21 protein-coding genes and 5 pseudogenes are annotated in these 21,987 nt (G+C 67.0%); 15 read left to right on the top strand and 11 right to left on the bottom strand.

The features are described 5' to 3' along the window. The first annotated feature begins 39 nt into the window (after positions 1–39). On the top strand, positions 40–2,484 hold the full coding sequence (locus ACFQS1_RS37340; protein ID WP_378977176.1) for an immune inhibitor A domain-containing protein: 2,445 nt from the start codon (positions 40–42) through the stop codon (positions 2,482–2,484). Positions 2,485–2,902: 418 nt separating this feature from the next. Here ACFQS1_RS37340 and ACFQS1_RS37335 read toward each other — a convergent pair. Together ACFQS1_RS37335 and ACFQS1_RS37330 are read right to left on the bottom strand one after the other, a co-directional pair. Next, positions 2,903–3,109 (bottom strand): annotated as a pseudogene (locus ACFQS1_RS37335) (nuclear transport factor 2-like protein); the annotation flags it as partial. A gap of 118 nt (positions 3,110–3,227) precedes the next feature. Further along, positions 3,228–3,665: pseudogene (locus ACFQS1_RS37330) on the bottom strand (sigma-70 family RNA polymerase sigma factor); the annotation flags it as partial. A 107-nt stretch (positions 3,666–3,772) separates the two neighbouring features. Between ACFQS1_RS37330 and ACFQS1_RS37325 the strand changes: the two are divergent. Together ACFQS1_RS37325 and ACFQS1_RS37320 are read left to right on the top strand one after the other, a co-directional pair. Beyond that, positions 3,773–4,372 (top strand): annotated as a pseudogene (locus ACFQS1_RS37325) (glycosyltransferase); the annotation flags it as partial. 137 nt (positions 4,373–4,509) lie between these two features. Beyond that, positions 4,510–4,716 (top strand): hypothetical protein, encoded by a 207-nt coding sequence (locus ACFQS1_RS37320; protein WP_378977198.1) that lies wholly within the window; start codon positions 4,510–4,512, stop codon positions 4,714–4,716. 143 nt (positions 4,717–4,859) lie between these two features. Here ACFQS1_RS37320 and ACFQS1_RS37315 read toward each other — a convergent pair whose 3' ends face one another. Beyond that, entirely contained in the window at positions 4,860–5,765 is a 906-nt protein-coding gene (locus tag ACFQS1_RS37315; RefSeq protein ID WP_378977174.1) for an NAD-dependent epimerase/dehydratase family protein, read from the bottom strand. A 143-nt stretch (positions 5,766–5,908) separates the two neighbouring features. On the opposite strand from ACFQS1_RS37315, the gene ACFQS1_RS37310 reads away from it, so the two are divergent. Both ACFQS1_RS37310 and ACFQS1_RS37305 read left to right on the top strand, forming a co-directional pair. Continuing rightward, a complete protein-coding gene (locus ACFQS1_RS37310) occupies positions 5,909–6,652 on the top strand; it encodes an SDR family NAD(P)-dependent oxidoreductase (RefSeq protein ID WP_378977172.1) in 744 nt (247 codons plus the stop codon). Between the two features lie 38 nt (positions 6,653–6,690). Beyond that, on the top strand, positions 6,691–7,197 hold the full coding sequence (locus tag ACFQS1_RS37305; RefSeq protein WP_378977170.1) for an SDR family NAD(P)-dependent oxidoreductase: 507 nt from the start codon (positions 6,691–6,693) through the stop codon (positions 7,195–7,197). On the opposite strand, the gene ACFQS1_RS37300 is transcribed toward ACFQS1_RS37305, so the two are convergent. Then, positions 7,194–8,378 (bottom strand): ISAs1 family transposase, encoded by a 1,185-nt coding sequence (locus ACFQS1_RS37300; RefSeq protein WP_378977147.1) that lies wholly within the window; start codon positions 8,376–8,378, stop codon positions 7,194–7,196. The two genes, ACFQS1_RS37305 and ACFQS1_RS37300, sit on opposite strands and share 4 nt — an antisense overlap. 126 nt (positions 8,379–8,504) lie before the next feature. Here ACFQS1_RS37300 and ACFQS1_RS37295 point away from each other — a divergent pair, with 126 nt between their 5' ends. After that, positions 8,505–8,921, top strand: a complete 417-nt coding sequence (locus ACFQS1_RS37295) for a hypothetical protein (protein ID WP_378977168.1) — start codon at positions 8,505–8,507, stop codon at positions 8,919–8,921. Between the two features lie 130 nt (positions 8,922–9,051). Here the strand turns inward: ACFQS1_RS37295 and ACFQS1_RS37290 are convergent, their stop codons facing one another. Next, positions 9,052–10,005 carry an alpha/beta fold hydrolase gene (locus ACFQS1_RS37290; protein WP_378977166.1) on the bottom strand — a complete coding sequence of 318 codons (954 nt, stop codon included), beginning with the start codon at positions 10,003–10,005 and terminating at the stop codon, positions 9,052–9,054. Between the two features lie 50 nt (positions 10,006–10,055). Here ACFQS1_RS37290 and ACFQS1_RS37285 point away from each other — a divergent pair, with 50 nt between their 5' ends. The 3 genes from ACFQS1_RS37285 (at position 10,056) to ACFQS1_RS37275 (ending at position 11,426) form a co-directional block, all read left to right on the top strand. After that, positions 10,056–10,535, top strand: coding sequence for a MarR family winged helix-turn-helix transcriptional regulator (locus tag ACFQS1_RS37285; RefSeq protein WP_378977164.1), 480 nt, complete (start codon positions 10,056–10,058; stop codon positions 10,533–10,535). 205 nt (positions 10,536–10,740) lie between these two features. Next, positions 10,741–11,019: a type II toxin-antitoxin system Phd/YefM family antitoxin gene (locus ACFQS1_RS37280; RefSeq protein ID WP_378977162.1), complete on the top strand. Its 279-nt coding sequence runs from the start codon at positions 10,741–10,743 to the stop codon at positions 11,017–11,019. Beyond that, positions 11,016–11,426 carry a type II toxin-antitoxin system VapC family toxin gene (locus ACFQS1_RS37275; protein WP_378977161.1) on the top strand — a complete coding sequence of 137 codons (411 nt, stop codon included), beginning with the start codon at positions 11,016–11,018 and terminating at the stop codon, positions 11,424–11,426. The genes ACFQS1_RS37280 and ACFQS1_RS37275 overlap by 4 nt, the downstream gene beginning before the upstream one ends. Positions 11,427–11,574: 148 nt before the next feature. On the opposite strand, the gene ACFQS1_RS37270 is transcribed toward ACFQS1_RS37275, so the two are convergent. Both ACFQS1_RS37270 and ACFQS1_RS37265 read right to left on the bottom strand, forming a co-directional pair. Beyond that, positions 11,575–12,933 carry a DUF2786 domain-containing protein gene (locus ACFQS1_RS37270; protein ID WP_378977194.1) on the bottom strand — a complete coding sequence of 453 codons (1,359 nt, stop codon included), beginning with the start codon at positions 12,931–12,933 and terminating at the stop codon, positions 11,575–11,577. Positions 12,934–13,174: 241 nt separating this feature from the next. After that, a pseudogene (locus ACFQS1_RS37265) lies at positions 13,175–14,199 on the bottom strand (ISAzo13 family transposase); the annotation flags it as partial. Between the two features lie 745 nt (positions 14,200–14,944). On the opposite strand from ACFQS1_RS37265, the gene ACFQS1_RS37260 reads away from it, so the two are divergent. Continuing rightward, the gene (locus ACFQS1_RS37260) at positions 14,945–15,301 is read left to right on the top strand and encodes an SGNH/GDSL hydrolase family protein (RefSeq protein ID WP_378977159.1); all 357 of its coding nucleotides are present in this window, start codon (positions 14,945–14,947) and stop codon (positions 15,299–15,301) included. Continuing rightward, entirely contained in the window at positions 15,294–15,617 is a 324-nt protein-coding gene (locus ACFQS1_RS37255; RefSeq protein WP_378977157.1) for a hypothetical protein, read from the top strand. The genes ACFQS1_RS37260 and ACFQS1_RS37255 overlap by 8 nt, the downstream gene beginning before the upstream one ends. 626 nt (positions 15,618–16,243) lie before the next feature. Here ACFQS1_RS37255 and ACFQS1_RS37250 read toward each other — a convergent pair. After that, positions 16,244–16,465 carry a hypothetical protein gene (locus tag ACFQS1_RS37250; RefSeq protein WP_378977155.1) on the bottom strand — a complete coding sequence of 74 codons (222 nt, stop codon included), beginning with the start codon at positions 16,463–16,465 and terminating at the stop codon, positions 16,244–16,246. 50 nt (positions 16,466–16,515) lie between these two features. On the opposite strand from ACFQS1_RS37250, the pseudogene ACFQS1_RS37245 reads away from it, so the two are divergent. The 3 genes and pseudogenes from ACFQS1_RS37245 to ACFQS1_RS37235 form a co-directional block, all read left to right on the top strand. Then, positions 16,516–17,475: pseudogene (locus tag ACFQS1_RS37245) on the top strand (ISNCY family transposase); the annotation flags it as partial. 127 nt (positions 17,476–17,602) lie between these two features. Beyond that, complete coding sequence (locus tag ACFQS1_RS37240) at positions 17,603–17,896, top strand: transposase (protein ID WP_378977153.1); 294 nt, start codon at positions 17,603–17,605, stop codon at positions 17,894–17,896. Positions 17,897–17,904: 8 nt separating this feature from the next. Then, positions 17,905–18,990, top strand: coding sequence for an IS3 family transposase (locus tag ACFQS1_RS37235; RefSeq protein WP_378977192.1), 1,086 nt, complete (start codon positions 17,905–17,907; stop codon positions 18,988–18,990). Here ACFQS1_RS37235 and ACFQS1_RS37230 read toward each other — a convergent pair. After that, positions 18,920–19,360 carry a restriction endonuclease gene (locus ACFQS1_RS37230; RefSeq protein WP_378977151.1) on the bottom strand — a complete coding sequence of 147 codons (441 nt, stop codon included), beginning with the start codon at positions 19,358–19,360 and terminating at the stop codon, positions 18,920–18,922. The genes ACFQS1_RS37235 and ACFQS1_RS37230 overlap by 71 nt on opposite strands. 46 nt (positions 19,361–19,406) lie before the next feature. Here ACFQS1_RS37230 and ACFQS1_RS37225 point away from each other — a divergent pair, with 46 nt between their 5' ends. Beyond that, positions 19,407–19,832 (top strand): hypothetical protein, encoded by a 426-nt coding sequence (locus ACFQS1_RS37225; RefSeq protein WP_378977149.1) that lies wholly within the window; start codon positions 19,407–19,409, stop codon positions 19,830–19,832. Between the two features lie 72 nt (positions 19,833–19,904). Here the strand turns inward: ACFQS1_RS37225 and ACFQS1_RS37220 are convergent, their stop codons facing one another. Both ACFQS1_RS37220 and ACFQS1_RS37215 read right to left on the bottom strand, forming a co-directional pair. After that, positions 19,905–21,089, bottom strand: a complete 1,185-nt coding sequence (locus ACFQS1_RS37220; protein WP_378977147.1) for an ISAs1 family transposase — start codon at positions 21,087–21,089, stop codon at positions 19,905–19,907. 113 nt (positions 21,090–21,202) lie between these two features. After that, a complete protein-coding gene (locus ACFQS1_RS37215; RefSeq protein WP_378977145.1) occupies positions 21,203–21,859 on the bottom strand; it encodes a hypothetical protein in 657 nt (218 codons plus the stop codon). Positions 21,860–21,987: the final 128 nt, after the last annotated feature.

The following is a 21,987-nucleotide window of genomic DNA, read 5'->3' as shown; positions in this document are numbered from 1 at the left end:
CCCGCGCGGTCCGGCGTGATCACCCCGGAGGTTCCATCGATGCGAAGAGTCGTAGCGGGATTGCTGGGCCTGAGCCTGGCGTCCGGATTGGGCGTGTCGCTCAGCCCGGCCGCCGTGGCCGCCCCGCCCACGGACAGCGGGGCCGCTGTCCCCGCCCTGAAGAATGGCTCGGCGGCGGCCAGTGACGAGTTGGTCGGCAGGCTCGAGCAGAAACGGCGGGCATTGCGGGAAAAGGCCGTCAGCGATGTCCTTTCCGGCCGCGCGAAACCGCAGAAACGGCACGGCAGCACCGTTGTCAAAGTCGGTCAGAGCGCCGGCGGCGGGGCGTTCGGCCGCATGTCGCACCACCGCCACGGCGGCCGGGACAACCGCGACCAGTACGTCGAGCTCGCCCGGGAACGGACCGACCGGATCTTCGTGATCCTGGCCGAGTTCGGCAACGAGCGGGACCCGCGGTTCCCGGACCAGGACACCGACCCGACCACGGCGGGCCCGCAGCGGTTCGACGGGCCGCTGCACAACGAGATCCCCGCGCCCGACCGGTCGGTCGACAACACCACCGTCTGGCAGGCCGACTACAGCCGCCAGCACTACCAGAACCTGTACTTCGGCAAGGGCAAGAACGTCGAGTCGGTCAAGACGTACTACGAGACGCAGTCCTCGGGGCGGTACAGCGTCGACGGCACCGTCACCGACTGGGTCAAGGTCAAGTACAACGAGGCCCGGTACGGCCGCTCCGGCGACGACCCCACCGACGAGAACGGCGACGACCCCAACGTCTGCTCCAGCAACGTCTGCAACACCACGTACGACCTGGTGCGCGACGCCGCCAACCAGTGGGTCGCCGACCAGCTGGCCCAAGGCCGCACCAAGGACCAGGTCGTGGCCGAGCTCAAGACCTTCGACCAGTGGGACCGGTACGACTTCGACGGCGACGGCGACTTCAACGAGCCGGACGGGTACCTCGACCACTTCCAGATCGTGCACGCCGGCGGCGACGAGGCGGACGGCGACCCGTACCAGGGCGAGGACGCCATCTGGAGCCACCGCGCGTTCGCGTACGGCGACGACGAGGGCGACCGCGGCCCGGCCGGCAACCTGCTGGGCGGCACCGAGATCGCCGACACCGGCCTGTGGATCGGCGACTACACGATCCAGCCCGAGAACGGCGGCCTGAGCGTGTTTGTCCACGAGTACGGCCACGACCTCGGCCTGCCGGACGACTACAACGTGCTCGCCGGCGGCACCGGCACCAACGAGTACTGGACCCTGATGGCGCAGAGCCGGCTCAACGCCAAGGGCGAGCCGCTGGGCACCCGGCCCGGCGACCTCGGCGCGTGGAACAAGCTGCAGCTCGGCTGGCTCGACTACGAGACGGTGGTGGCCAAGCAGAAGCGCACGCTGACCCTCGGCCCACAGGAGTACAACAGCAAGAAGGCCCAGGCGGCCGTGGTGGTGCTGCCCAAGAAGACGGTCACCACGGAGTTCGGCGCGCCGTTCTCCGGCACGAAACAGTACTTCTCCGGCAACGCCGACGACCTGCGTAACTCGATGACCCGCCAGTTCGACCTCGCCGGCACGACCGCGCCGGCGCTGACGTTCAAGGCGCGGTACAACATCGAGGAGGACTTCGATTACCTGTACGTGCGCGCGTCGCTCGACGGTCAGAAGTGGACGGCCCTGGACGGCACCATCAACGGGCAGCCCTTCGGGCGCGACGGGGCCAACCCGCCGCGACCGGCCATCGACGGCAGCACCGACAACGAATGGGTCGACGTGTCCGTGCCGCTGGGCGCGTACGCCGGCCAGAACGTCTACCTGCAGTTCTACTACCGCACCGACGGCGGCTACTCGGCCGGCGGCTTCTTCGCCGACGACATTCAGCTGACCGACGGCGGCACGGTGCTGTTCAGCGACGACGCCGAGGGCACCAGCCCGTGGACGCTGCACGGATTCAGCACCGTGGGCACCAGCGCGACCAACCAATACGACAACTACTACATCGCCGGGTACCGCACGTACGTCTCGTACGACCGATACCTCAAGACCGGCCCGTACAACTTCGGTTTCCTCAACACCAAGCCGGATTGGGTCGAGCACTACTCGTACCAGCAGGGCCTGCTGATTTCCTATTGGGACCGGTCCCAGGTCGACAACGACACCAACTGGCATCCGGGCGTGGGCCGCAACCTGTACATCGACGCGCACCCGCGTCCGTTCTACCGGATGGACGGCCTGCCGTTCAGTTCCCGGATCCAGATCTACGACGCGCCGTTCTCGCTGCGCAAAGCCGATTCGTTCACGCTGCACATCAACGGCCAGCCCTCATATGTACGGGGACAGGCCGCGCAGCCGCTGTTCGACGACACCAAGAAGTACTTCTACGACGAACTGCCGAACCAGGGAGTCAAACTCCCCGCGGTCGGCGTGAAGATTCGTGTCCTCGAGGAGAAGGGCACGTCCGCCAAGATTCGCATCTCGTGATCGCGCCGTGGCCCGGGAGCCGTCGCTCCCGGGCCGCCAATGCCGGTCGATGATTGATTGATGGTCCCGAGGGGTGCCCGCTCATCCAAGTGGGCACCCCTCTCGCCGCAAGTCCGTGCGCGCCAGTAATCGCCAGTCCGGAGAAGCTGGACTACCACGGCCTCACGGGACGCTCGACGTCGGCGTGCTGATCCAGGTGACGCGGGGGTCCGCTCATGGTCGACTTCCTTGACGGACGCGTTTCGTCAATCGGCTGACGTGCCGCGCCCGGGCCGGGTAACAGCTCGGCTTGCCGGCTTCAGTCCGGCGGCCGGGGCAGGTCGATCGAGGCGAGTTGGGCCGGGTCGGTCACCGACTCCATCTCGACGATCCGGTCATCGACCACCGTGCACGCCATGACCGTGCGCAGCCTGCCGCCGGGTGTCCATGCCGCGACCCCGAATGCTCCGTTCACCCGCACGCGGCGCGCTGTGCCACGTGATCGTCCGGCCCGCTGGACCGCGGCGGCCACCTCCGTGGACCCCCTCCTGACGACCAGTCCGCGTGTCGTGTGGACCCGCCAGGTCACGTCCGGGTCGAGCACGCGCAGCAAACCGTCGAAGTCTCCGCGACTGGTGGCGGCCATGAACGCGTCGACCACGGCTCGCTCCTGCCGGTGGTCGGCGGCCGGCCGGGGGGGTGGCCTGAACCTTCCGGCGGGCCCGCCAGGCGAGCATCTTGGCGGCGTCCCCGGACGTGCCGATGATTTCCGCGATCTCCTCGAACGGCACCGCGAACATGTCATGCAGCACGAATGCAAGGCGCTCAGAAGGGCCAAGGGTGTCGAGGACCACCATCAGCGCCAGTCCGACCGACTCGGCCAGCAGCGCGTCATCCTCCGGGCCTGTGTCGGTGTCCTCGGTCACGACCAGATGGGGCAGCTCGTCTTCGTAGGGCGCCTCCGGCCGGGTCCTGCGGGACCGCAGCAGGTCGATGCAGACGCGGCCTACGACCGTGGTCAGCCAGCCACCGAGGTTGTCGATCGCGCCCGGCTCCTGGCGCGCCAGCCGCAGCCACGCCTCCTGCACCGCGTCCTCGGCGTCCGTACGTGAACCGAGGATCCGGTGCGCCACGGCTACCAGCCGCCCACGCTGCTGCTCGAACGCGTGCGCCAGCGGCTCGTCCGGGCCCGTACCGGTCATGTTCGTTACCTTCCTCCCGACGGTTTCGTCATGTCCATGACGCAGACCGGGGGAGGGAAGTAACGACGCGGAGCGCCGGGCCGGCCGACGAAGCGGGGGATGTGCCGATGCGCGTGTTGTTGTCGACGTACGGGTCACGAGGCGATGTCGAGCCCATCAACACCCACCGGGCCACGATCGGGCTGCCGCCGGTGGATGACGTCGGCCCGTTCATGTTCACCGCCCGACCGTTGCTGGCCGCCGACCCGATCCTCGGTCCGTGGTCCGGTCCCGAGCCTTTCGACGTCATGCAGACCGGGGCATGGATCCTGCCCGACGAACGCCCACTCCCCGCCGAGCTGTTGAGGTTCCTGGACGCCGGAGAACCGCCGGTGTACGTGGGGTTCGGCAGCATGCGCACCGTGGACGCGGCCGGCGCGCGGACGGCCATCGAGGCGATCCGTGCGCAGGATCGCCGCGTGCTGATCGGCCGCGGGTGGGCGGGCCTGGCCCTGGTGGACGATCGAGAGGACTGCTTCGTCACCGGCGATGTCAACCAGCAGGAGCTGTTCACGCGCGTGGCTGCCGTCGTGCATCACGGCGGCGCGGGCACCACGACCGCGGCGGCCCGCGCCGGCGCGCCGCAGGTGGTGGTGCCCCAAGGAGGTGACCAGGTCTATTGGGGCGGCCGGGTGGTCGCGCTCGGTGTCGGCGCGACTCACGATGGCCTGGCGCCGTCAGCCGCGTCCCTGTCCGCCGCACTCAGGACGGCTCTTGCCCCTCGGACGTGCCTACGAGCGACCGCGATGGCCGCTCGTAGGCACCGACGGGGCGATGAGGGCCGCGCAGCTGGTGCTCGCCCCCCATGTTCGCGAGCCAGTCGTCGAAGGTGGTGGGCGCGATGTCGGCGGCGGGGTCGGCAAGTAGGACGTCGCCCACCATGGATTCGGCCCTGCTCGCGCAGCACCGTGTCGACCACGCGGTCGAGGTCCACGCTGTCTCGGAGGTCCATCGCGAGCGGGTGGCCGCCGGCTTCGTGCAGAGCGGTGGTGGTGCTGAATCCCATCGGTAAGCCGAATCCCATGATCGTCCGCCACACCCCCGCAGGGAGGACGATGAGCGGTGCCATGTGAGCGAGGGTCACGGCGGTGCGCGTCACCGGCCGCCCGACGTCGGGCGGGTACGCCGGGAGTTCCTTCTGAGTGGTGAACCTAGTCATCTTTTCCTGCCTTGGGAGATTGCGATCAGACGCCATCCGTCGGTCCCGGCCCGGACCCGCGGGGTCCAGCCGGTGGCCTCCTGCAGCTTTCGGCTGCGGACGCGCTGAGATCGGCTCAGGGGTTCCAGCTCGGGCGGCACCTCGTCCACCGGTGGCCGCAGTGCGTCGCGCCCGACGGCGGCGGCGAGCGCCGCGTCGATCTCCGCACGGGTGGGCGGATCGTCGTCGGCCACGTTGTAGATGCCGGCGGGCGCGGCGACCGCCGCCGCGACCGCGGCGCCGGCGTCGTCGAGCCAGAGGGTCGGTTGGTACGCGTCCCGCCGGCCGACGCTGGGTGAGATGCCCCGGCGCGCGTCCTCGACGTTCGCCCGGGAGAGGTGGCTGTCCGGCCCGACGAACATGCCGAACCGCAGGACGACGGTCTCCCCGCCGAAGAGCTGCGTGGCGTTGGACTCCGCCGCGAGTGCCGTCGTGGTCGTGCCGCCGCCGGCCAGCGGCGCACCTTCGTCCACCCAGGTGTCGCCGGCGTCGGCATAGAGGAACGCGAGCGACTCCTGGACCAGGCGCCCGGCACCCGCCGCCTGCGCCGCGCGGGCTATGCCGGCCGACGCCTCCCGGCGCAGGCGATCATTCTCGTCCCAGGCGCCGGGCAGCGCCATGCGGTCGGCCGGCGGAACGTGCGTGAGAAGGTTGATGACGATGTCCGCGCCGGCGAAGGCGGACTCCAGTGCGGGCTGGTCGAAGACCGCCGCTTCGACGGCGCGGGCCCCGAGGCTCTCGAGCAGCGATCGGCCCCGGGTGGATCGCGTGACGCCGGCGACCCGGTGGCCTTTCGACAGGAGTTCTCGTACGGCGCGCCGGCCGACGACGCCGGTAGCTCCGGTGATCACAATGTCTCGCATGACCTATTGACGAGACGCCCGGCGAGATCGTCACACTCGGAGACCTTGACGCCAGCTGTGCGGTCGGTCGTATGCCAGGTTCCGGCACGTGAGGACGCCCACACCTCGTTACCGCCCGGCGGCGCCGCCTCGTCACGGATGGCATGACACGTACGCGAAAGACCTCGGTGCTGATCACCGGAGGCAACAAAGGACTGGGTCTCGAAGCGGCGCGGCGGCTCGGGGCAAAGGGTTGGACGATCTTCCTCGGCTCGCGCGACCCGGGGCGCGGGCGCGTAGCCGCCGACAGGCTGGCCGCCGGGGGCGCCGACGTGGTCCTGGTCCCGCTCGACGTCACCTCGGAGGATTCGGTGGCCGACGCCGTGCGGCTCGTCCGGAAGTACACCGACCGGCTGGACGTGCTCATCAACAACGCGGGCGCGCCGGGGACCATGGTCGCGCCCGCGGACGCGACGGTCGAGGACATCCACTCCGTCTACGAGACCAACGTGTACGGGCCGATCAGGGTCACGCACGCGGTTCTTCCACTGCTGCTGGCGGCGGAGCATCCGCGGGTGGTGATGGTGGGTAGCGGCGGCGGTTCCTTCGCGGTCATCACCGACCCGGACCAGCCGGTCTCGAAGATGCACGAGCTCGCCTACAGCTCGTCGAAGGCGGCACTGCACATGATCACCGTCCGATACGCCCAGGCGCTGCCGACCATCAAGTTCAACGTCGCCACGCCCGGAGAGGTCGCCAACCACAAGTTCGCGGCCACCGACATGAACCGGCACACCGGCGAGCTGACCGTCACCGAGGGCACCGACTCGATCATCAGGCTCGCGACCGTCGACGCCGACGGGCCGACCGGAATCTTCGTCGACCGCCTCGGCCCCGTCGCCTGGTGACCCCAGGCTTTCCACAGTCGCACGAAAGGGAGAACATCATGAGTAAGGTCTGGTTCGTCACCGGCTCGTCACGGGGCCTCGGCCGGGAGTTCGTCGAGGCGGCTCTGTCCCGCGGCGACCGAGTGGCCGCCACCGCCCGGAACACCGCAAGCCTTGATGACCTGGTCGCCGCGTACGGCGACGCGGTCCTGCCGCTCGAGATGGACGTGACCGACAGGGCGGCCGTCTTCGCGAGCGTACGGCGGGCCGAGGAGCACTTCGGCCGGCTCGACGTCATCGTGAACAACGCAGGCTACGCCCAGGTCGGCGCAGTCGAGGAGCTGACCGAGCAGGAACTGCGCGACCAACTGGAGACCAATCTGTTCGGGGCGGCGTGGGTGGTTCAGGCCGTGCTGCCCTACCTGCGCGAGCAGCGCTCGGGGCACATCATCCAGCTGTCCTCGGCGGCCGGGGTCATCGCGATGCCGCTCGGCGGCGCGTACCACGCCTCCAAGTGGGCCCTCGAGGGCCAGGGCTTTCGCATGGTCGAGATATGCCCGTTTTAGGTGAGGCCGAGGAGTCGTAGGGATCGGTGCGGGTCTCGGCCGTTTCGGCGTAGCGCTGGTGCGATCGAGGTGACGCCGTCCAGGCGGAGCAGGCTGATCGCGGTGTTGCGCAGGGTGGCCAGTACGCGGGGTGCGTTGCCGGTCCGTAGCCGGCTGGCGTCCTCACGGTAGGTGGTGTCCCTGATGTGGTGAAGAACCTCGATGGCCCAGTGCCCGCGTAGCCAGTCGGTCAGCTCGTCAGGGCTGGCCTGCCCTGCGGTGAGATTGGTGACGGCGTACACCGTGACGGTGGACCAGCGATCGGTGGCCGCGTTGTACCGGCGGCGCCGGATCCGCAGCGCCTGAACCGCGTACGGAAAGTCCAGCGCCAATACTCCGAGGCAGGTGACGGCCTGCAACTCGCGGATGTCGTAACGGCCGTGCCCACGATCGCGGGTGGCGTCCAGCGCCGGGATCTTCGCCCAGGGCAGGGCCTTGACCTGCCGATACAGTCGTGGCTGGTTGCGTTTGACGACGAACACGTAGCCGGCCTTCTTCTCTTCGACCAGCCAGCGGGCATGCTCGCGCTGGGTATGCAACGCATCCGCCGTGATGATCGCCCCGGCCAGGTCCAGGCCCTGCAGCAGCGGCGTGAACCGGCTGATCTCGTTCGTCTTCCCGTCGACGTCGATCTGCGCCAGGACGATCTGTTCGGCCTGGTCCAACGCGGCCAGCAGATGCACCTGCGCACCGGCCCGGCCGCTGCCTCGCAGCGTCTTACCGTCGACCGCGATCACCCGCCGGCCGGCCCCGGTCAGACCCGCCCGGCTCAGCAGCCAGCGGCACACCGCGGCATCCAGCGCGTCGGCGTCGATACCGGTCAGCACCCGCGACAGGGTGCTGTCGTCAGGCACCCGGCGGGCACCGGTGAACGCGTCGCGGGTAGCGCCGAGACGGTCCCACACCACCTCCGGCAGGTCGGCCGCCCACTCGACGATCTCCACGATCCGGCTGGCACCCGAGACCACCGCGGCGATCGCCATGGCGAGCAGTCCCGGCAGCGGATGGATCCGACCGCGGGCGTCTCGCGGGTCCGGAACCTGGGCGAGGGCCTGCAGCAACCCCGGCGTGTCCTGTTCCGACAGCGACGACACGCCGGACAGACGTGCGGACAGCCCGCCGATCAACGATGATGCTTCCACGAACGCGGTCCTTCTCGATCATCCAGCCTAGACACCTGAATGATCACCAGAAGGCCGCGTTCTTCTATGTACCCACCAGAACCGGCGTGACCACCCCACAACCGGCTATCCGGTCATATCTCGACCTTGCGAAGACCCTGCCTCGAGGGCTTCAATGAAGCGCTCGCCGGCGAGGTCGCGGACTTCGGCGTCAAGGTGACCATCATCGAGCCCGCCGGCTTCGCCACCAGGGGCGGCAGGAACCCGGATCCGCTCGCCAACGGCCACCTGGCCCGGACCCATCCGGCTTACGACGGTCTCCGCCGACGCCTGACTGCGCTGGTGGGCAAGCAGCCCGCCGGCGAGCCGGCCGCCGCTGCCCGGGCATTGCTCAAGATCGTCGACTCCGATCACCCGCCGCTGCGGATCCTGTTCGGCCAGGGCTTCTACCCGCTGCTGCAGCAGGCCTACGCCGACCGGCTCAAGACCTGGTCCGACTGGCAGCACCTGTCCGCCGAGGCGCAGGGACACCTCGACCAGCAAGCCCAGGACTCCGCGGCCTGAGAGTTCCCGACACCGAGCGGCGCCGAGGCGTGCGGCGCGCCGCACGCCTCCGGCCGGGTGGCACCGCACCGAAGGGCCGCCTGCCGGAGGCAACGCCGACAGGGGACGGGTGAAGTCCCCGGGTGGCTCTTTATGCGTATTGATTTTCTGTCGGTTTACGGGTGGGATGATCTTTGTCGATGCTGTCGACGAAGCTCAATATTGCTTCGGACAGTTCCTTGGGTGCTTCCATTGCGACGTAATGGCCGACGCCGTCCAATTGAACTGAGTCGATTGTTGTGGATGCGGCCTGCGACATGGTGGCGGCGGTGAACGGGCCGCCGCGGGCTCCGACCGCGAGGACGGGCACGTTGAGGCCGGGTGACGTGGCGAGGTTTCTGATTTCTGGTCCTTCCCGAAGCATCGATCGGAAAAGGCCGGCGGCGCCGCGCCAGCCGTTGGCGCGTGCGTAGCCGCGGACGAACTCGTCGATGTCGGTGTCGGTGATCGCCTGCGGCACGGCGGTCATGGTGGGGAACGCGTATTGGCCGATGAATGCGCGTTCGCGGCCGGTGAGGAGCATCTCCGGGATGCCTGGAGCGGCGAGAACGCCGATGTGCCAGGCGCCTCCGTGAGCGACGTCGGCCAGGGACTCCCAGCCGAAACCGGGCAGGCCCGTTTCGATTGCGGTGAGGCTGCGGACGTTTTCGGGGTGTGTGGTGGCCAGGCGGAAGACGGTGGCTCCGCTGACGTCCTGTCCGGTGAGATGAACGGGGCCGACGTCGAGGTGAGCGATCAATTGGTGGAGGTCGGCGGCCGACGTCGTGCTGTCGTAGGTGCCCGGCGCGTTGTCGGAGTCGCCGAAGCCGCGCAGGTCGACGGCGTACACGCGGTGGGTCGCGGCAAGTAGGGGGATCAGTTTGTGGAAGGCCCACCAGCTTTCGGGGAAGCCGTGGACCAGCAGGATCGGTGATCCGCTGGTGCCGGCGCTCACGTAGTGCAGGGTGGTGCCGTTGACGTCCGCGCGGTGGTGGGCGATGTCCGGCAGGGTGGCGGGATGGGTCATGCTTCTCCTCTGATAGACAGCCAGGGTGTCGACCTTCACGGTAGACACCCTGGCTGTCGTTTGTCCAGGCGGTGTCGTAGCCTTTCGCCATGTCCCGTTCTGGCGCTGATCTCGCGTTGCTGCTTCTCGGTGGCTTCCGCGCGCTTGTCGATGCCGCGACAGCGGAGCTGGCCCGTCGTGGTTACCAGGACGTGCGGCCCGTTCACGACTTCGCCATGCGCGCCATCGCGGCCGGAGCCAACAGCGCGTCCGAGCTGGGCCGCCAGCTGTCCGTCGCTAAGCAATCGGCAGCCAAGACCATCGCTGTTCTTGAGGAACGCGGCTACGTGACTCGCGGGCCCGATCCCCGCGATGCCCGCCGCAAGCGCCTGCAGGTCACCCCGCTGGGCTTTGAGGTCATGCGCCAGGGTGAAGCCATCTTCGACGAGTTGCGCGCCCAGTGGGAACGGAAGATCGGGGCAGCTGAGCTTGCGAGCGTGGAACGCCAGCTGGCGCAACTGGTCGGCGCGGTTGCCATCCGTTTCGATACACCGGGGTGGATCGCGCGTGACCTCGACGGGTCAGGTTGACCGACGGAACAGCGGACATCTAGGCAGCCCGCAGAAGTACGGACCGAGAATCAGAGCATCAGTAACGCGAGTAGGCCACGTTGGCGCTGTTCACCCAAAAGCCGGGCGTTCCGACCTTGCTCCAAGCCATCAAAGGAACCTGAGCGCGCAGCTGCCGCGACCGAGTGACTGGTGACGTAGAACATCGTGTTCTACACTCGCGTGTATGGAGCGCATCGGTGTGCGGGAGCTGAACCAGAACACAAGCCAGGTGTTGGCTCGGGTGAGCGGTGGCGAGACCGTTGAGATCACGGACCGTGGACACCCGATCGCTCGGCTTGTTCCGGTGGGTGACGACAGGTCGACGCTGGCCAAGCTGGTGGCCGCGGGGCGGGCCGTCGCCCCGGCCGGCGGCGGTCCTGTTCCGCTTCCGCCGAAGCTCGGTGACGAGGGTGTGGACGTGGCCGAGACTGTCGCCGCGATGCGAGACGAGGAGCGCTGGTGATCTATCTCGATTCCGCCGCCGTCGTCAAGCTGGTTCGGCAGGAAGCATGCAGCGCCGATCTGGTCTCCTGGCTCAACACCCACGACGACGTGCCGCTGGTCTCGTCCGCTCTCGTCGAAGTGGAGGTGCCAAGAGCGTTGCGCCGGTCAGTCCCGCAAGCCTTGATCGGTGTCCCGGCGGCCGTCGGACGGCTCTTCCGACTGGAGATCGACAACACGATCCGCGCGACCGCAGCCGCGTTCGCCGAGCCGACGCTGCGCAGCCTCGACGCCATCCACCTCGCCACCGCCCAGGTTCTCACCAACGAGTCCGGGACGACACTGATCGCCTTCGTCACCTACGACCGGCGACTGCTCGAATGCGCCAAGGCCGCAGGATTGCCCACAGCAAGTCCCGGCCAGAACTGACCGCTTGCCGGCCGACCTCGTCGGCGGCGGCGCTGAGCCGTTCGCCGAGGCGTCGGTCCTCGCGGCGGCGGACAAGGTCACCGTCAGGGCAGCGCGGTCGAGGGCGGCCAGAAGATTGCTGCGGCGGGCGAAGGGCCGGCGGTGAAGTTCAGTCGTGGGCGACTGCGTGCCGGCCGTGCAGTGATGCCCGGTCGGCGGCGGCCCGACCCGATGCCCAGCCCTGCCGGTTGTTGATGGTCGACCGGTGGTGCGTCAGTTGGGGAAACTGTTTCTCGAACACGTCGCGGACCGCGTCGTCGCGCGCAGCGAGCACCGGGAGGAACTGGGCGCTGTCCGCCGACACGGCCGCTTCCTGGCCGACCTCGCCGGTGGCGGCGCTGAGTCGTTCACCGATCCGCGACGCGTACGCCGTCAGGAACGACTGCCGAAACGAGCGGGTGGTGTTACGCCCGTACTCGTCGGTGGTGGATTTGGCCTGGGTCATCGCCCTGGTCGCCTGCACGAGCAGTGACGTGAACAGCAACTCGGTGGAGTCCAGATCCGAGGGAAAGCCGACGACGGTCGTGAAGGCGAACCGCTTCCCCCACACCGCCCGGCAACTGTTCGCCTCCGCGACGACCTGAAGCAGCAGCGACTTCGGCGCCTCGTACGGATTGTCGACGGCTATCCGCCGGGTGACCGGCTGGTCGCGTTCGCCCGTAGCCGCCACCAGCAGGGCATGGTCGATCCGGTGCCGGGCCATCAACTCCTGCGCCTTGGCGGTGAACGCATCGGCCTCATCCGGGAACTCGGTGGACTCGGCCTTGGCCAGCAACGCCCGAACCCGATCCAGCATCCGCTGGTCGAGATCGGCCGGTGCGGCCGCCGTAGCCGGCCGGGCATCGCCAGGCGCCGGACCGACCACCTCGATCGCCGGCAACGTCGCGAGCAGATGAAGCACCTCGATCATCACGGTGATCACCGCGGCCCGGTCCAGGCCCTGCCGGTCACCCCAGACCGTCACGTAATTGTCGTCGTGTTCCCACCAGACCCGTGCGTCGAGAATCGTCAGCTGTGCCTGCCACCGCTGGTCGACGGCCGCCTTCGGATAGCCGCGCATCCGCGCCGCGATGCCATCGACCATCAGCCGACCGTGCCGTGCGCTGCATTCACGGCGCGCCGCCCGGACCAGCTCGGCCGGCTGCCAGCCACGCCGCCACGCCTGCTCCACATCGTGCAGCAACCGGGCCAGCAGGGCACGGTTGACGACCTGGATCCCCGCCGCACCACCCGGGCCCGTGATCAGCAAGGAGCGGCAACGGTCAAGCGCCGCACCCTGTTCGCCATGCTGGGCGTGGACCGCCTGATCGATGATCTGCTCCGCCAACTCGAGCTGCGACGGAACACGCGGTGCGCCGAACAGGCCCAGCGGATCACCGGCGTCCGCCGGCCCCGCCGACCTTCGACGTTGCGCCGCCTCCGCCGCCTTCCGCTTGGCCTTGTGCCGCTCACGGCTGTTCTTACCCACTGATCTCCACCCAACCCGACACCGGCAAGCCGTCAACGCTACCAACCCGACAACCCGCCGGATCCACGCCTCCGGACACGATCGAGGCTCAAGGCACGGGCGGATCGAGGGGCTCGTCCCGAAAGCCGTCCGCGGCGTCATGTTCACCCTGCTGACCAAGCATCAGCGGCCGTTAGGGCTCGACCGTGAACTATTCGGTCGATTTCGGGCCGAATGTCTTGTCTAGTATGGTTTCCAGGTTCGGTCCGGGATGGACGATGTAGTTCCACTCGCCGTGGAACTGGTCGCGGGTAAGGAAAACCGCTTCGATCTGGCCATCGGTGATCTTCACGCCGGTGGGGTAGACGCCCGGGTCGAGGAACGCTTCGACGGTCAGCCCGGTCTCGGTGGTCGTGGCCGCAATGGTCTCCACGATGACCTGGTAGCGGTCAGCGGCCGGCCGCGCCAGTTCAGCGAGATGAACGAGAACAGCTTGTGCTCCACCTTGTTCCATTTGCTCGTGCCGGGCGGGAAGTGGCAGACCGTGATGTCCAGGCCGGTCTCGCAGGCCAGCCTGCCCAGCTCGACCTTCCAAGCCCGTAGCCGGTAGCCGTTGGAGCCGCCCCCGCCGGCGGTGACCATCAACCGGCGCGCCTCGGGATAACGCCGGCTACCGACCCGCTGCCACCAGGTCCGCAACGCGTTGACCGCGAACGGCGCGGTGTCGTGGTCGACACCCACCGACACGAACCCGGCGTTCGCGCCGATGTCATACACCCCGTACGGGATCGCCTTGGGCACCCCGGCCGGGAAGTCCTGGCCGTTCACCCGCACCGGCTGTCCGGACGGCTGCCATTCCCGGCCCCGGGCGGCGTACTCACCGACCAGTTCTTTCTTCTTCGCATCCATCGACACCACCGGGTCACCGGCCGCCAAAAATTGTGCGGCGGTGTCGTTGATGTGGCCGAACTGGGCGTCGCGGTCCGGATGCTGCGCACCCTCCTTGGTCTTGAACGTCGCCTGCAACCGGTAACCGGCCTGCTTCAACAACCGCGACACCGTCGTGCGGCCCACCCGGAAACCCTCACCCGCCAAGCCTTTAGCCAGCTGGGACAACGACTTGGTCGTCCATAACAACGGCGACTCCGACATGACGCCCGAGGCCTTCGTGCGCGGCCCGGTTACTCGCCGGTGAGGTACGGGGCAAGGCGCTCGGCGTTGAGTGCGCGCACAGCGCCGTCGACCGCCTCTTGATCGAACAATCCCTACCCGACCGTCGATGACCATCGCGCCAGCCATAGATCACCATCCGGGACAGCGACCCGGCCGACCGCAACGAACTTGTCGATCCACCGCCCGGGAGGCCGACCAGGCAACGGCAACGTTGACCTGGCGATATCCGACCCCGCAACGGAGGGCCGCACGCCCGCGACCCCGTCCGTTTTGGGTATCCATTTCGGGTGGGGCGGACGTTGCACCATGCGAACCACCCGCTCACCGTTCTTGGTGTACCGCTAAAGGGGTATTTGACCAGCTCGCGGAGGCCCCTTCCCAGAGACGCGAAGAAATGCCGGGCCCTCGTACTGGCCACACCTGGGGCGACGGCACCCGCATGCGTCCAACGATCTTCCGACGCAGAACGCCGAACAACGTCAGTCACCAGGGCCGAATCCCTGAGGCGGCATCGCGCCGCCCAGGTGCTGCAAGCATGACCTGGTATCAGCAGCGATGAGGTCTTCGTCACGTTCCTGCCAGGCGCTCCCTATCGACCTCGCCGTGCGGACCGCTGCAAAAGCGGGACCCGGCGGCCGGCGTTGAGGTGGAATGCATCTCCGCTCACGGCTCAGGCCCGCCACGGATCTCTGGGCTCGGGTTTGGCTGAACCGGGGCCATGAAGTGCCACCACCGCTTGCCGCTTCAACAGCTGATCCATCTGTGTAGCGCTCGTCGACTATGCGAGATCCGGAACAACGGGTCTGTCGTTCACAGGTCGTTGTGCGACGATGGCGGTAGTACATGAGGGCGGAGGTGCATGATCAGCTCGCAACCTGATCCCGAGGACCAGGAGATCTTGGCTGTCCCGGTGACCTGGGGTGATGTCAAGGCCTTGCCGGTGCTTGCAGCTAATCAGCTGGCTGTCCAGGTCGACTCTCTCGGTACGAGGCCGGACCTTGTCGTGCTCACCGTAGGGCACGTGGTGCCGCCGATCATTTCCGGCCCGGAGGAGCAGCGTCGAGCACAGGTTGAGCAGATCACCGATGTGGTCGTCCAGCCCCTTGCACGATTCAGCCTGTCCCCTGGCCGACTACGAGAGTGGTCGGATCTTCTACGTACGACGGCCGATCGGTTCGAGGAGATGCAACGCGAGGAGGGCGCAGACCATGACTGACCAGATGGTTTTTCTTGGACTGAACAGGACGACCTCGTCGAAGATCGTTGTCAAGAACACCCGCCGTAAGTTGGGGCAGCGCGTGTCCCTTCCAGTCGCAGAGGGTACGATCCTCGTCGAAGTCGGCCGGGCCGCGCAGCGCCTTCGTGGAGGACCAATCGACCGGCTGGCCGAGTTGCGCGAGGCAGCCGCGAGGCGTGTACGAGAGATGCCTGACTATCCAGACCCCGAGGATGAGCAAGCTGAGCACTTCAAGACCGTCGTTGCTCTTGAAGCTCTCCAAGCTGAAACGAGCGCCTGGAAAGCAGGCGAATGACGGTACCGGTGAGTCGTGGCGAGGTTCGCACGATCATGCTTTCGCTGCCAGACCGTACTCCTGCGGGCGCAAATCCACCCGGAATCGTTCAGAAGGAGAAGCGTGTCGTCCTCTTGCAGACTAGCGGAAGCAACCTCACCGACGTGTCCGTGGTGGTGTGCGACTCCCTGAAGAATCCCCGCGCTATGCGTGCACACGAGGTTCTCGTCGGTGTTAGGGAGGGGTTCGACAAGGATACGGTGATCAACTGTCGCTGGGTGTTTACTGTTCAAAAGCGGCATTTGAGGCTGCCGAGACAGCCGTCTTTGTCACAAGACGTGATGAGCCAGATCTCCGCCGCACTAACGGTCGGTCTCCAACTCTGAATCTTCAGAAGAGCAGTCAAAGCTCAACGGGCTGCCTCGCCTGCTGAACACTTAATGCCACACGGATTCTGCGCGGAGGCTCAGGGTGGGTTGGAAGTTGACAACGCTGCAAACCGGGTCGATCGTTTGACCTCCAGGATCAACGAAACAATCGACTAGGTGCGATGCGACTGGTCTCACCTGGCTATAAATGCTCGATGGGGTATGTGTGACTGGATCCAATATCTAGGTTAGCCCCGTGTAAGGTTAGGCCAGAAAAGTCTAAGTCAGCACCGCCACTTCCACCCCGCGAAGTTCAATGTGTCCGCCAGCACTCGCCGTTGAATCCGTGAACATAATGCTGCCGGACTGAAGCAGCGAGTCATAAATCGCAAGTTGGCCATCTTCCAGCTCGAAATCGTTGAAGCGAAGCCTGCTTCCATCCAGCTCCACGGCGGCTAGGATTATTGATCCACCCGAAATAAGAACGTAGTCGAACGACACGTCTGCGCCATCAAATTTTGTTTGCCGCTGCCGCTGAGGTGTGGGTCTCGTGTCGCCTATCTCAATCAGCCCGCCATTCTCCAGGCGAATCCCTGATGAAGATCACCACCCGATGCGGTAGCGAGGTGATCGACCAGCTCAACGAGGCGTTGCTGGCCAAAGCGGCCGAGGCCGGGCTGCTGCGGGTCGGACGGGTCCGCGCCGATACCACCGTGGTATTGGCCAACGTGCAGCGCCCGACCGACTCCGGCCTGCTGGCAAAGGCCATCGGCGCCATGAACCGGCAGATCGGCCGGATCAAGGCCGCAGGCGCTGCTGCGCCCACCCCGTGGCGTGACCGCACCAGAGCCGCCGGCCGCCGAGCCCGGCAGATCAACTCCCGGCTGCGGCTGCGTCAGGCCCGCGACCAGAACCAGGCGGCCGTGCGCCGGATCACCGGCGAGTTGGCTGACCTGGCTGCGCACGCCATCCGAGACGCGGCCCCGGTGCTGCGTAACGCCCGCCGCGCCCTGGCCAAGAGCTCCGGCCGGCGTGCCGGGCAGCTGCGCCGCGCCGTCGGCGAGCTGGCCACCACGGTGCAGCGCGCCGCGACCGTGGTCACCCAGACCCGGTCCCGGTTGGCCAGCGTGATGCCCGACTCCGCAACCCGCCTGGTCAGCCTGCATGACCCCGACGCCCGGCCGATCCGCTGCGGCCGGTTCGGGCACCCCACCGAGTTCGGCTACAAAGCCCAGGTCATCGACAACGACGACGGCGTCATCCTGGACCACACCGTCGAACTAGGTAACCCCGCCGACGCGCCACAACTGTCCCCGGCCATCACCCGCATCACCCACCGGGCCGGCCGGACGTCGACAGCGGTGACCGCCGACCGCGGCTTCGGCGAAGCCGGGCGTCGACACCGCCCTGCACTACCTCGGCGTCCGCACCGTCGCTATCCCCGCAAAGGTCAGCCCGGAACAGCCCGCCGAGAGACCGAGTGCGGAAAACCCTTCCGCGAACTGGTCAAATGGCGCACCGGATGCGAAGGCCGCATCGCCCACCTCAAACGCCGATCTGAGCCTCCCCCAAGCCTCCCCCGGTTTTCCGGACACCTGAGGTGAGGTGGCCGACGGCATCCAGGAAGGATGTCGATCTATGCCTGCTCCTCACCCTGTCGAGTTCCGCCAGCGGGCGGTTCAGTTGGCCCGGACCGGGGACAAACCGGTCGCCGTGCTCGCGAAAGAGCTCGGGATCAGTGAGTCCTGCCTGCGGAACTGGATGGCCCAGGCCGACGCGGACGACGCCGGTGGCAGCGCCGGCCGGCTGACCAGCACGGAGAAGAAGGAACTGGCCGAGCTGCGCCGCCGTAACCGTCAGCTCGAGGTGGAGAACGAGATCCTCAAACGGGCGGCCGCGTATTTCGCCCGGGAGAACGTCCTCCCAAAGTAGCGTTCCGGCTGGTCCGAGAACTCGCCGACGACGGCATCGACGTTACGGTCGCCTGCCGGATATTGGGCGTGTCCAGATCCGGGTTTTACGAATGGAAAGACCGGCCGGTCTCGGCACGGGACCAGGGCAACGAAGTGCTGTTGCGGCAGATCGAGAAAATCCACGCCGACCCGAAGATGAAAACGTACGGATCACCGCAGGTGCACGCCGAGTTGACCCTCGGTCTGGGCCTGCACGTGAATGAGAAACGGGTGGCCCGGTTGATGCGCGAGGCCGGTATCCAGGGCCTGTGTTACCGGCGCCGGTCCTGGACCACCGTCCGTGACCCGGACGCGACACCGTGGGCGGACCTGGTCAACCGCCGGTTCGAGCAGGACGCGCCGAACCGGTTGTGGCTGACCGACATCACCGAGCACCCCACCGAGCAGGGCAAGTGGTACTGCGCCGCGGTCATGGACGCCTACAGCCGGCGGATCATCGGCTACAGCATGGCCGATCATCTGCGCACCGAACTGGTCCTGGACGCGTTGTCAATGGCTATCGCCCGCCGGCCGCCCGCCCGGCAGGAAACCATTCTGCATTCCGACCACGGTACGCAATTCACGTCGTGGGATTTCGGTCAACGGCTCCGGAAGACGGGTCTGCTCGGGTCCATGGGATCTGTCGGTGACTGCTACGACAACGCGATGATGGAATCGTTTTGGGGAACCCTGCAACTAGAAGTCCTCGACCGCCGGAAATGGGAAAACCGCGACGTACTTGCCAACGCCGTGTTCGAATGGATAGAGTGCTGGTACAACCCGAAACGACGCCATTCCAGCCTCGGTATGCGCAGCCCGATCGAGTTCGAGAAGCTCCACACCCGTCAGATGACAACCGTTGACCCCACACCTCGGGTGTCCGGCCTACCGGGGGAAGCTCACATCGTGGGTGGGGCCGATGGTGGGCTGCCTTATCAGCTCCCGCAGCGAGTAGCGGTCGGTCGGCAAGAAGGCACGTATGACGTCCTGCGCAGTAGACGGCTCACTGCCCTTCAGCTTCCGGTAGGTCGGGCTGGTCGATCGAGGCCGCATTCTTTGGCCGCTTCACGCTGATGACGACGTCTTTCCCGGTGTACTTCTTGATCAAGAAGATCAGATTCTGGCCGTCGACGAGCTGCATGCGTCCGTGCTCGTACGCCTTCTGGCGGCCGCCGGAGGTGAACCACGAGGTGGTGACCAAGATGCCTCGCCCCGCCTTCTTCTCCTCCATGGCTCCGGCCAACTCGCGGATGTGATTGACGCCGACGACGTTCTTGTAGTGCTTGGCCTGAATGATGGTCACCCCGCCGACAAAGGGGTCCGGGTTTTTGACCACTGCGTCGACACCATCGTCCTTACTGGATGTGGTGGTCCATCCCTGCATGCCCATGGCCTCGAAGACTTGGCGCACAAGATGCTCGAACTCGCCGTGTCCCATCTGCATGAGATCGGGACGGTGATCGAGTGTCGAGACGGCGTCGAGGCCTTCGATGAAGGGCGAACTTGCTCAGATCGAAGACCAGGATTGGTTCGATCGGCTTCAGCGCGTAAGGGTGCTCGGACACGCGCGCGCGAAGGTAGGGCAAGCAGTCAGCTGGTTTCACACGATCCAGAACGAGTTCTTCAAAGGCCGCTCGTTCGACGTCCAAGCTGATCAGACATGGGTACTCCTGCCTCCCGGTCGCCGGGTTAATCGAGTCCACGTGCCCGTTGAAGGCAACCTCCCGGAGGCGCTCATCGGCATCGAACAGATCTCGTATGGCCAGCAGCGTCACCTGTGCGATCACGTCGCGGTAGAGCCTCTTGATCTCCGAATCCGGCCGTTTGGTCTCCGCGATCGTGTCGGCGTTCTGGCCGCTCTGGATGTACCGGAACGTCTTCGCCGTCGGTACGAAGTCAGTTCCCGGCAGCTGTAGCTGAACCACGACCTGCTCTGCGTCAGGGTTGTAGGCAACCCAGGGCTTTCGCATGGTCGAGATATGCCCGTTTTAGGTGAGGCCGAGGAGTCGTAGGGATCGGTGCGGGTCTCGGCCGTTTCGGCGTAGCGCTGGTGCGATCGAGGTGACGCCGTCCAGGCGGAGCAGGCTGATCGCGGTGTTGCGCAGGGTGGCCAGTACGCGGGGTGCGTTGCCGGTCCGTAGCCGGCTGGCGTCCTCACGGTAGGTGGTGTCCCTGATGTGGTGAAGAACCTCGATGGCCCAGTGCCCGCGTAGCCAGTCGGTCAGCTCGTCAGGGCTGGCCTGCCCTGCGGTGAGATTGGTGACGGCGTACACCGTGACGGTGGACCAGCGATCGGTGGCCGCGTTGTACCGGCGGCGCCGGATCCGCAGCGCCTGAACCGCGTACGGAAAGTCCAGCGCCAATACTCCGAGGCAGGTGACGGCCTGCAACTCGCGGATGTCGTAACGGCCGTGCCCACGATCGCGGGTGGCGTCCAGCGCCGGGATCTTCGCCCAGGGCAGGGCCTTGACCTGCCGATACAGTCGTGGCTGGTTGCGTTTGACGACGAACACGTAGCCGGCCTTCTTCTCTTCGACCAGCCAGCGGGCATGCTCGCGCTGGGTATGCAACGCATCCGCCGTGATGATCGCCCCGGCCAGGTCCAGGCCCTGCAGCAGCGGCGTGAACCGGCTGATCTCGTTCGTCTTCCCGTCGACGTCGATCTGCGCCAGGACGATCTGTTCGGCCTGGTCCAACGCGGCCAGCAGATGCACCTGCGCACCGGCCCGGCCGCTGCCTCGCAGCGTCTTACCGTCGACCGCGATCACCCGCCGGCCGGCCCCGGTCAGACCCGCCCGGCTCAGCAGCCAGCGGCACACCGCGGCATCCAGCGCGTCGGCGTCGATACCGGTCAGCACCCGCGACAGGGTGCTGTCGTCAGGCACCCGGCGGGCACCGGTGAACGCGTCGCGGGTAGCGCCGAGACGGTCCCACACCACCTCCGGCAGGTCGGCCGCCCACTCGACGATCTCCACGATCCGGCTCGCACCCGAGACCACCGCGGCGATCGCCATGGCGAGCAGTCCCGGCAGCGGATGGATCCGACCGCGGGCGTCTCGCGGGTCCGGAACCTGGGCGAGGGCCTGCAGCAACCCCGGCGTGTCCTGTTCCGACAGCGACGACACGCCGGACAGACGTGCGGACAGCCCGCCGATCAACGATGATGCTTCCACGAACGCGGTCCTTCTCGATCATCCAGCCTAGACACCTGAATGATCACCAGAAGGCCGCGTTCTTCTATGTACCCACCAGAACCGGCGTGACCACCCCACAACCGGCTATCCGGTCATATCTCGACCTTGCGAAGACCCTGGTAGGCAACCTCCGCGCGACGCGGGAACTCGGGTGGCAGAAGTAATCGCGAGAGCACCTGCTCGAGGTACCGCTCCACGTTGGGCCGTCGGCGCTCGTTGAAGGCCCCGATCTCTGTATCAATCCGGCGGTTGTGTTCCGCGCATTCCGCCTGCTCCCGAGCCATCCGTGTATCGAACGCCGCTCGCGCCTGTGCCAGGCGCCGTTGCCGGTCACGCTCTCGCGCTTCCCACGAAGCAATTGCGTCCTCGAACCGCCGTCGCGCCTGCGATACTGCCGCCTCGTGCCGTTCTCGGCCTCCGAAGATCGTCGACAGCATCCCCGGCGCGGCCGGTTCGAATTGTCGCCACTCAGGGCGTTGGGCCGGCGTCGCCAGACTCCCAGGGTCGAAGGTCGACGGTTTAAAAGTTCTCCTGAACCGCTGGAGGTCGATCCGCGCGGTGCGACGAACGCCCTCGCGGAGAAGCCCGTCGAGTAGCGCCACCCACCGAGTGATCTCGGCGGTTCTGCGCTCGGCCTCATCCCGACGCGAGACGATGTACTGCTCCCGCTCGTCCCGCGCGATGGCAGCGGCGGCGCGCTCGGCGTTTCGTTGATCACGCTGAGCCTGTTTCAGCTGGTTCTGCTGCATTTGTCAGCCGCCGTTGAGGGCGACGACGTAGCCGGCGCGTGCGCCGTTGGGCGTGACGACGATGTTGGTGTGCGGCGCGGCGTGTTGATCGTGTTGGTCGCCGACGCCACGGTGACGACGGGCAGGGC

The sequence above is a fragment of the Paractinoplanes rhizophilus genome (genome assembly GCF_042664765.1).
GTDB lineage: Bacteria > Actinomycetota > Actinomycetes > Mycobacteriales > Micromonosporaceae > Actinoplanes > Actinoplanes rhizophilus.
Note: the sequence above shows the minus strand (reverse complement) of the source record. Positions and strands in the feature narration are given on the sequence as shown.

Coding starts and splice junctions, on each gene's coding strand:
- ACFQS1_RS37340 (WP_378977176.1), top strand. CDS start 40: ATGCGAAGAGTCGTAGCGGGATTGCTGGGCCTGAGCCTGGCGTCCGGA.
- ACFQS1_RS37225 (WP_378977149.1), top strand. CDS start 19,407: ATGAAGGGCGAACTTGCTCAGATCGAAGACCAGGATTGGTTCGATCGG.
- ACFQS1_RS37230 (WP_378977151.1), bottom strand. CDS start 19,360: ATGCAGATGGGACACGGCGAGTTCGAGCATCTTGTGCGCCAAGTCTTC.
- ACFQS1_RS37255 (WP_378977157.1), top strand. CDS start 15,294: ATGACTGACCAGATGGTTTTTCTTGGACTGAACAGGACGACCTCGTCG.
- ACFQS1_RS37280 (WP_378977162.1), top strand. CDS start 10,741: ATGGAGCGCATCGGTGTGCGGGAGCTGAACCAGAACACAAGCCAGGTG.
- ACFQS1_RS37240 (WP_378977153.1), top strand. CDS start 17,603: ATGCCTGCTCCTCACCCTGTCGAGTTCCGCCAGCGGGCGGTTCAGTTG.
- ACFQS1_RS37320 (WP_378977198.1), top strand. CDS start 4,510: ATGTTCGCGAGCCAGTCGTCGAAGGTGGTGGGCGCGATGTCGGCGGCG.
- ACFQS1_RS37260 (WP_378977159.1), top strand. CDS start 14,945: ATGATCAGCTCGCAACCTGATCCCGAGGACCAGGAGATCTTGGCTGTC.
- ACFQS1_RS37215 (WP_378977145.1), bottom strand. CDS start 21,859: ATGCAGCAGAACCAGCTGAAACAGGCTCAGCGTGATCAACGAAACGCC.
- ACFQS1_RS37310 (WP_378977172.1), top strand. CDS start 5,909: ATGACACGTACGCGAAAGACCTCGGTGCTGATCACCGGAGGCAACAAA.
- ACFQS1_RS37315 (WP_378977174.1), bottom strand. CDS start 5,765: ATGCGAGACATTGTGATCACCGGAGCTACCGGCGTCGTCGGCCGGCGC.
- ACFQS1_RS37305 (WP_378977170.1), top strand. CDS start 6,691: ATGAGTAAGGTCTGGTTCGTCACCGGCTCGTCACGGGGCCTCGGCCGG.
- ACFQS1_RS37285 (WP_378977164.1), top strand. CDS start 10,056: ATGTCCCGTTCTGGCGCTGATCTCGCGTTGCTGCTTCTCGGTGGCTTC.